General features: G+C 66.4%; 5 protein-coding genes and 2 pseudogenes. 6 read left to right on the plus strand and 1 reads right to left on the minus strand.

Annotation, left to right across the window (positions count from 1 at the left end; translation table 11 throughout):
- The first annotated feature begins 382 nt into the window (after positions 1-382).
- Positions 383-1,559 (plus strand): annotated as a pseudogene (locus GNX96_RS38495) (CaiB/BaiF CoA transferase family protein).
- Positions 1,560-1,561: 2 nt separating this feature from the next.
- Positions 1,562-3,115: an alpha-amylase family glycosyl hydrolase gene (locus tag GNX96_RS38500; protein WP_163572652.1), complete on the plus strand. Its 1,554-nt coding sequence runs from the start codon at positions 1,562-1,564 to the stop codon at positions 3,113-3,115.
- An 828-nt stretch (positions 3,116-3,943) separates the two neighbouring features.
- Here GNX96_RS38500 and GNX96_RS38505 read toward each other — a convergent pair.
- A complete protein-coding gene (locus GNX96_RS38505) occupies positions 3,944-4,465 on the minus strand; it encodes a class I SAM-dependent methyltransferase (RefSeq protein ID WP_279582587.1) in 522 nt (173 codons plus the stop codon).
- Here GNX96_RS38505 and GNX96_RS58500 point away from each other — a divergent pair.
- From GNX96_RS58500 to GNX96_RS38515, 4 genes and pseudogenes are all read left to right on the plus strand, one after another.
- Complete coding sequence (locus tag GNX96_RS58500; RefSeq protein ID WP_279582588.1) at positions 4,434-4,766, plus strand: hypothetical protein; 333 nt, start codon at positions 4,434-4,436, stop codon at positions 4,764-4,766. The two genes, GNX96_RS38505 and GNX96_RS58500, sit on opposite strands and share 32 nt — an antisense overlap.
- Before the next feature lie 24 nt (positions 4,767-4,790).
- Positions 4,791-4,922: pseudogene (locus GNX96_RS65950) on the plus strand (winged helix-turn-helix transcriptional regulator); the annotation flags it as partial.
- Positions 4,882-5,301 (plus strand): winged helix-turn-helix transcriptional regulator, encoded by a 420-nt coding sequence (locus GNX96_RS38510; protein ID WP_390624252.1) that lies wholly within the window; start codon positions 4,882-4,884, stop codon positions 5,299-5,301. The pseudogene GNX96_RS65950 and the gene GNX96_RS38510, both read left to right, overlap by 41 nt.
- A 363-nt stretch (positions 5,302-5,664) precedes the next feature.
- Positions 5,665-6,440: DeoR/GlpR family DNA-binding transcription regulator (locus tag GNX96_RS38515; RefSeq protein ID WP_279582590.1), on the plus strand; the 776-nt coding region annotated here is incomplete at its 3' end.

The raw sequence follows: 6,440 nt of genomic DNA on the forward strand, positions 1-6,440 counted from the left end.
GGTGCCGGCGAGACCGGAGCCCGCGTGGTCGGCGTCCGGATGGCTGATGCCAGTCGCGGCAGTTGCCGGTGCCGCGCTTGCCAAAAGTAGGCCCGCGGCGGCAAAGACCAGGCCGGCTACGGTCCGCAAGCCGCGGACCCGACCGGCCTGGAGCGCCGACGATGGGCACGATGAACCGAACATTTCAGGGCCTCCCTCAACTACCCGAAATATCAGGATTCGCGTCCGCGGCGCTGGTAACACTTTGCATCGGGCTTTGTCTTTTCGGAAGTCTTTTCCACCATTGCTGAACGGCATTCTGCGGGTTGTTCCTGATATCCCACGATAGAAAACGACACTTCGGGCGACCGATTCAGCTTGCTGATCGCATAGGGTCGGTCTAATGGGACACAGCGGCGCTTTGGATGGAGTTGTCGTCGCCGACTTCTCCCGCATTCTGGCCGGGCCGATGGCGACCGCCGCGCTGGGCGATCTGGGCGCCACGGTGGTGAAGGTCGAGCGGCCCGGCGGCGGTGACGACACCCGGAGTTGGGGTCCGCCCTGGACCGCGGACGGCGACGGCCACGTACTACCTGACCGCCAACCGCAACAAGCGCAGCGTCGCCCTCGACCTCACCGACCCGGCGGATCTGGAGCGGGCCGTCGCGCTGGCGTCGCGGGCGGACGTGCTGGTCGAGAATTTCCGACCGGGGGTCGCCGACCGTCTCGGACTGGGCTACGAGCGGCTGCGTACGGACAATCCTGGGCTCGTCTACGCCTCGGTGACTGGGTTCGGCAGCCGCCGCGGCGCTGGTGCGGACCTCGGTGGCTACGACTTCCTGATGCAGGCGGTCGGCGGTCTTATGAGCATCACCGGGTGGCCGGATGGCGAACCGACGAAGGTCGGCGTGGCGGTGGTCGACGTGCTCGCGAGCCTCAACCTGCAGGTCGGCATCCTCGCCGCGTTGCAGGCCCGGGAGCGGACCGGCGAAGGGCAGCGCGGGTCGAGGTCAGCCTGATGAACGCCGTCCTCGCGGGGTTGGTGAACCAGGCCTCCAGTTTCCTCAACGCCGGTGTGCTGCCGGGCCGGTTGGGCAACGAACACCCGAGCATCGTGCCTTACCAGACCCTGCGCGCGGCCGACCGCCCACTTGCCGTGGCGGTTGGCAACGACGCCCAGTTTTCCAAGCTCTGTCAGGTGATCGGCGCGCCGGAGCTGGGCCGCGACGTACGTTATGCCGGCAACGGCGGTCGTACGGCCCATCGCGCCGAGCTGACCGCGGCGCTGGAAGCCCGCGCTCGGCCGCCGCCCAGCCGCGGAATGGGGGTGTCGCTGCTGGGCGCCGCGGGGCTGCCGGCCGGCGTGGTCAACGACGTGGCGGAAGCCTTCGCGTACGCGGAAAAGCTCGGCTGCGAGCCGATCGTCGAACTGGCTCGGGAAGACGGCACTGTCGTACGCCAGCCGGCAAATCCAGTGCGACTGTCGGCGACGCCGTGGGGCGTATCGGCTGCCACCGCCAAGGCTCGACGAACACGCGGACTGGTTTGACAACTGGATGTCTGACGAAGGGGAACGGTGACCATGCCGAATCGGCAGTGGTGGCAGGATGCGGTGCTCTATCAGGTATATCTGCGTTCCTTCGCGGACTCCAACGGCGACGGCATCGGCGACCTGGGCGGACTGCGGTCCAGGCTGAGCCATTTGGTGGACCTCGGGGTGGACGGATTGTGGCTGAATCCGTGCTATCCCTCGCCGCAGCACGACCACGGCTACGACGTGAGCGACTACGTGAACATCGAGCCGGCGTACGGCGATCTGGACGCGCACGCACTTTTGCTTGATGAGGCTCACAAAGCCGGCCTGCGCGTACTCATGGACCTGGTGCCGAACCACTGCTCGACCAGCCACCCATGGTTCGTCGCCGCGCTGGCGGCCGGACCTGGCTCTCCCGAGCGGGCACGCTTTCTCTTTCGTGAAGGCAAAGGTGAGCTGCCACCCAACACCTGGGAGTCCTCTTTCGGTGGCCCCGCGTGGACCCGAGTGACCGAGGCGGACGGCCAGCCCGGCCAGTGGTATCTGAATCTTTTCGACTCCTCGCAGGCCGACTTCAACTGGCGTAACCCCGAGGTCGCCGAAATGTTCGATGGAGTCCTGCGATTCTGGTTCGACCGGGGCATCGACGGATTCCGGATCGACGTACCGGACTCGATGATCAAACATCAGGATTTCCTTGACCACGCCGGAAACCGGCGGGTCAACCCGTACACCCACGGGCAGCCCGAACTGCACGGCATCTACCGTCGCTGGCGGGCCATCTCGGACTCGTACGAGGCCAGCCGGCAGCTCAGTTTTGTCGGCGAGATCTGGACCGACGACATGGATGACCTGACCGCCAGTCTCGCTGACGACGAGCTGCACCAGTCGTTTTACTTCAACCTGCTGCTGCAACCCTGGGATGCCACCGCTTTCCAGCAGTCCATCGAAAAAGCCGCCGGCCCACTGACCGCCGGCCGCAGTTTGGCCTGGGTGCTGAACAACCACGACGTACAACGGACGCCGACCCGTTACGGTGGCGGCGAGCTGGGCCTGCGCCGAGCCCGGGCGGCGGCGCTGCTGATGCTCGCTTTGCCGGGCACCGCCTACCTTTACCAAGGTGAGGAGCTCGGCCTCCCGGAAGTCCTCGACCTCCCCGACGAAGCCCGCCAGGATCCCAAGTGGATTCGTACGGGTGGGGCTGACCTCGGCCGCGACGGCTGCCGCGTACCACTGCCCTGGACCGCCGACCCGCCAGCTTTTGGGTTCTCCACCTCCAAAACAACCTGGATGCCACAACCCGACTGGTTCGGCTCGTACGCCTGCGCTACCCAGACCAAAGCAGACTCGACCCTGGCGATTTACCGTTCTGCTTTGGCGTCCCGGAAGTCGACCTTTGAGGCTGGTGAGGTGCCGGAGTTTCTGTCGACCGGGCGCTCGGATGTGCTGGCTTTCCGTCGTGGTTACGGGCGTGTGTGTGTCACTGTTTTCGGCGACGACCCATATCCACTGCCGTCCGACTGGGGAAGAGTCGTCGCCGCCAGCGGCTCGGATCACTCGGCCGTTGTTCCCGCCGCTACGACGGTGTGGCTGACTCGCTGAGCTTGTTGTCTGACCTGGTGTCCGCAACGCCTCGTTACTTGCAGCAGGCGCGAGTAACGGGTCGTCGCGGCCACCAGTACCCTGACCGCATCCATTGCCGGCAGGATGTGAGGCTCGAAACTGTCGGCTGGGTTCGCAGAATTATTGGATGATCCACCACGGGGATTGGTCCGCACAAATGATGGACGGTTTCCCGAATTCATCCCACCGGCATATTACGACCCGAACGAAGACCTTGCGGAACACTTTTCGCCAGACCCAGTAAGCAGGCTCTCTTGGCCGCCGGGAAACACAAGTCCCGGCGGCCAAGAGTCCTACCCCCGATGCGATTTTCGGTCTGCCCGCGTCGCAACCGCAATACTCTGGCCGAGCCCGAGCCCCAAGCCAACCACTCTCACAACCGCAACAATCACCAGCCCTTTCAACCTCCAGCCGCGCTGTTGGGGTCGCGCGGCTGTTTGTTCCGGAATGTACTGGGAATCGCGGGCTCCCGTGAGCGGCACTGCGCTGGCATCGGTGACATTTGGCGACCAGATGCCCGGCTCAGGCGGGCCGCGGGAATGACCCAGGAAGACCCTGGCGGCTCGGGCCGGCTTGAGTTTGCGAACTCTTGGGGACATGGAGCGTGGTTGTACGCGGGTCCCGTACCGGCGTTGGCCGACGCGCGGTCTTTCAAGCCAAGCAGCCAGTGAGCGGTCGGTGTTCTGTTTGGTATGGGGAGACTACGTTGACCTCGATCTGAAGGCGACGCCCGCGCCCGGCCCAGTTGATTGCGGACTGGAAGACCATGCAGGACCTCCTCCGCGACGTTTTCCGGATGTGCGCAGGTCAGGGCTGATCGGCGACGGCGAACCCGAGGTAGGTCACATGCACCCGACTGCCGGGTGACAGCTCGAAGTCGACGATCGATGGGATCTGGGCGTCGCCGATCTTGCCTTGTCGGCGCGCCATTACCGCCCTCAGTAGGCTTCGCGGGTCCGTCGGCTTGAACTCGCAGATGTCGGCATTGCGCAGGCCGTGGTGCTCCAGCGCCACGATCAGTTCGGCGGGCTTGCGCAGGCGTGCCGCCGCGTACCGGCCGGGCGGCATGATCCGGGTCATCGGCACCGCCTGGAACGCGCCGAGGTAGACCAGCCGGGACAGCAGCGTCCGGGTGACCGTGTCATAGACGAGCACGCCGCCCGGACGAAGCGCCCGGGCCGCCTGGTCGAGCACCGGGCCCAGCTCCGAGGTGATCTCGAAGGTGTCCGCGTAGTACGCCAGGTCGAAGCGCTCGTCCGTGAGGCCGAGATCCTCCGCCGGAGCCGTCCGGTGGGTGATGCCCGCCTCGCCGTACGCCTGCCGCGCCATCGCCGTCGCGGCGTCGGACGGATCGATCGACCGCCAGGACGTCGAACCCGAGGTCGCGCAGCCCGGCGGCCACCAGACCGCGCCCGCTGCCGACCACCAGCGCCCGGCCGCCCGCAGCGGACTGCCCCGTCCTCGCCAGCACGCCTGCCACGTATTCCATGCGTACGCCCTGCAAGGCGACCGCCCGGACGTGCCGCCCGTCGATCGCCGCAACGGACGCCGAATCCAGCTCGATCAGCGGTGCCATAGTGCCCTCCTCGACAAGTTCCCTCAGGGAATCTATCAGAGCGAAGTTCCCTGAGGGAACTTCAGTTACAGTGCCCAAATGACGAGGACACCACTGGCAGGTGTGGCCTGCTCGATCGCCCGGGCCACCGACCTGTTCGGCGACGCCTGGACGGCGCTGATCATGCGCGATGTGCTGGCTGGTCTCACCCGCTTCGACGACCTTGCGTACGACCTGGGCATCTCCCGCAAGGTGCTGGCCGCCCGGCTGGCCCGGCTGGTCGCCGAACAGGTGTTTGGTCCGCGAGCGCTACCAGGAGCACCCGCCGCGCGAGCACTACCTGCCGACCGAGAAGGGCAAGGATCTCTATCCGGTCCTGCTTGCCCTGATGAACTGGGGAGACCGCTGGTATGCCGGCCAGGACGGCCCGCCAGCGGTGATCCGCCACCTGGGTTGCGCCCACGTCACGACCCCGGTGACCGGGTGCGGACACTGCGGCGAGCCGCTCACCCTGGACAACACGACGCAGCTTCCTGGTCCTGGCGGCCGCTCGGGCCCTGGAACGCGGATGCTCGGCCAGCTCATGACCTCACGCCGAAGCGATAACTAGGCGAGCCAGCTCGCGCCGGTCATGCCGACCTTTGTCGCGCCTGTCGCCGTTGCTCGCTCTGGCGGACGCGCGCACAGATGGTGCATTGTTTCGGTTTAGGTCGGCTGCCGCCCGAACTGATCAGGGACTATGACAACAACTTTGGTCTGGAGACAGCGATCTTCCGTTTGGACAGGGACGCGGAGTCGACGTACCCGCGGGGAATCGAAATGATCGACCTTGGCTCGGTCGTTGACCCTGTTTGCCAGAGGATGTCGTTGCGGGGGGCGCGGCGGGTTGCGTGCGAGGGCGCGGAGTTGATGCATCATACTGCTCGAAACGGCGGGTAAGAGTGCATCAAACTGAGTGAGGAAGTGGCGGAGAATGGTGCGGCATGAGCGGCTGACCACTCTGCTGGGGATGCTCGGGCAGCGGGAGCAGTTGGTCGTCGAGGATGTCGCGGAGGAGTTGGACGTGTCCGCGTCGACGATTCGGCGGGATCTGGACTACCTGGCTGAGCAGCAGTTGTTGACGCGTACGCGCGGTGGCGCGGTGGCGAACGATCTCGCGTACGATCTGCCGCTGCGCTATAAGACCGCGCGGAACGCGCCGGAGAAGCAGCGGATCAGTGCGGCGGCGGCCGCGTTGGCCGAGCCGGGGATGTCGGTTGGCCTCAACGGCGGTACGACGACGGCGAGCATCGCGCGCGCTCTGGCTCTGGCGATGCGGGCGGATCTGGGCACCCGCGGCGAGGCGCCGGGTCTGACCGTGGTGACGAATGCGCTCAACATCGCGCACGAGCTGGCCGTACGACCCAATATCAAGATCGTGGTGACCGGCGGGGTGGCGCGGCCGCAGTCGTTCGAGCTGAGTGGGCCGCTGGCGACCTGGGTGCTCAACGAGCTGACGCTCGATGTGCTGTTCCTGGGCGTCGACGCGTTCGATCCGGACAGTGGCGCGTTCGCCCACCATGAGGGTGAGGCGAGCATCAACCGGCTGATGGTGGACCGGGCGGGCGGCGCGGGTGGTCGCGGTTGCCGACGGGTCCAAGCTCGGCCGCCGCGCCTTCGGAGCCGGCCCACGGTACGGGCCTTCGAAGCCACGCTTGTCACACGGACAAACCGATGCGGAGCCGGCCCACGTACGGGCCTTCGAAGCCG

The organism is Fodinicola feengrottensis (assembly GCF_010993775.1).
Lineage (GTDB): Bacteria > Actinomycetota > Actinomycetes > Mycobacteriales > HKI-0501 > Fodinicola > Fodinicola feengrottensis.

Excerpts from the sequence above, each read along its gene's own strand:
- GNX96_RS38505 (WP_279582587.1), bottom strand. The coding sequence starts at position 4,465 with ATGGCGCGGCAGGCGTACGGCGAGGCGGGCATCACCCACCGGACGGCT.
- GNX96_RS38500 (WP_163572652.1), top strand. The coding sequence starts at position 1,562 with ATGCCGAATCGGCAGTGGTGGCAGGATGCGGTGCTCTATCAGGTATAT.
- GNX96_RS38510 (WP_390624252.1), top strand. The coding sequence starts at position 4,882 with ATGTGCTGGCTGGTCTCACCCGCTTCGACGACCTTGCGTACGACCTGG.
- GNX96_RS58500 (WP_279582588.1), top strand. The coding sequence starts at position 4,434 with ATGCCCGCCTCGCCGTACGCCTGCCGCGCCATCGCCGTCGCGGCGTCG.